Here is a 1,634-nt window from a genome sequence, read left to right as displayed (position 1 = left end):
CGCCGGCCGGCTCAGCCTGCAGCCGGAGGACGACGCCCTGACCGCCGTCGTCCGCGCCGCCGAGGAGACCGCCCGCGTGACCGCCGCCGCGGCCCCGGCCCCCGCCGCGCCGGTCGTCGCCGGCAGCGCCGCCGCGCAGCGGGCCGTGGACACCGCGATGGCCCAGCGCGGCGACCCCTACGTCTGGGCCGCCGCCGGGCCGGACGCGTTCGACTGCTCCGGTCTGGTGCAGTACGCCTACGCCGCCGCCGGCGTGCGGCTGCCGCACTCCAGCCGCATGCAGTCGACGATGGGCGCCCCGGTCTCCCGCGCCGACCTCCGGCCCGGCGACCTGGTGTTCTTCTACAGCCCGGTCAGCCACGTCGGCATCTACATCGGCAACGGCCAGATGGTGCACGCCTCCACCTACGGCCAGCCGGTGAAGGTCGCCTCGGTCGACTCGATGGGCGGCTACCACAGCGCCCGCCGCCTCGCCGGCTGACCTGGAGGGGCAGAAATGGCCATTTCTGCCCCTCCAGGTCACTGGCCGTGCCGTCAGTGGCCGCGGAACGCCTCCTCGAGCCACCACGACGGCTCGTCGGCGGCCACCTTGGCGTCGACCAGCAGTGGCGCCTCCCGCGGCCCGGCCACCCAGCCGGCGACCGCGGCGAGGTCGTCGACGCCGCGCACGGTGACCGCCTCGAACCCGTGCCCGCGGGCGATGGCGGCGAAGTCGGTCTCCGGGAAGCGGACGGTGTCCAGCGGGTGGCCCTCGGGCCCGAAGTGGTGCACCTCCGCGCCGTAGGCGGCGTCGTCGTAGACCACGACGACCATCGGCAGGCCCAGCCGGACGACGGTCTCCAGCTCCGCGGCGCCCATCAGCGCACCGCCGTCGCCGAGCGCGGCGACCGGCAGCCGGTCCGGCCGGGCCAGGGCCGCGCCGATCGCGGTGGCCAGCCCGAGCCCGACGGACTGGAAGGCCTGGGTGAAGCAGAAGCCGAACTCGTCGGGGACGTCGAGGAACATGCTCGGGTAGCCCATGAAGTTGCCCGAGTCGACGGCGACCACCCGCTGGGCCGGCAGCAGGTCGTCCAGCGCGATCGTGAGGGTGCGCGGATCGATCCGGTCGCGCCCGCCCAGCGGCTGGAACGGCACGTCCCGCCAGCGCACCCGCTCGGCGATCGCCGTCCGCACCGCGGGGGTCCGGTAGCCGGGCGTCCCCACCTCGCCGAGGACGGCGGCCACCGCCTCGGCGGTCGCGCGGACATCGCCGGCCACCCCGAAGGTGAGCTCGCGGTGCAGGCCGAGCGCCGCGGGGTCGTCGTCCACCTGCACGACGACGGCGTCGGCGGCGATCAGCCGGCCGTGCCGCATCGTCCACATGTTGAGCGCGCAGCCCCAGCCGACGACGAGGTCCGCGCCCCCGATGAGCTGCGCGGCCAGCGGCGAGGCGAACCCGCCGGAGACGTCCAGCGACCACGGGCTGCCGACGAACAGTCCCTTGGCCACGGCCGAGGTGGCCAGCAGCGCGCCGCAGCGCTCGGCCAGGGCCTCCAGCGCCGCGCGGCAGCCGGGTCCGCGGGCGCCGCGGCCGGCCACGAACACCGGCCGGCGGGCGTGGCGCAGCGCGTGCGCCAGCCGCTCGGCGTGCTCGG

Annotated in this window: 2 protein-coding genes; one reads left to right on the top strand and one right to left on the bottom strand. The window is 76.6% G+C overall.

Annotated features, from left to right (window positions below; genetic code table 11):
* Window positions 1–481 (top strand): C40 family peptidase (locus tag MY526_RS26895; protein WP_436705482.1); only part of this gene is annotated, 481 nt, incomplete at its 5' end.
* A 53-nt stretch (window positions 482–534) separates the two neighbouring features.
* Here the strand turns inward: MY526_RS26895 and MY526_RS26890 are convergent.
* Window positions 535–1,634: thiamine pyrophosphate-dependent enzyme (locus tag MY526_RS26890; protein ID WP_436705481.1), on the bottom strand; the 1,100-nt coding region annotated here is incomplete at its 5' end.

The sequence above is a fragment of the Geodermatophilus sp. CPCC 205761 genome, assembly GCF_051383655.1.
Classification (GTDB): domain Bacteria; phylum Actinomycetota; class Actinomycetes; order Mycobacteriales; family Geodermatophilaceae; genus Geodermatophilus.
The sequence above is the reverse complement of the archived record's forward strand: the minus strand, read 5'-3'. Positions and strand labels throughout refer to the sequence as shown.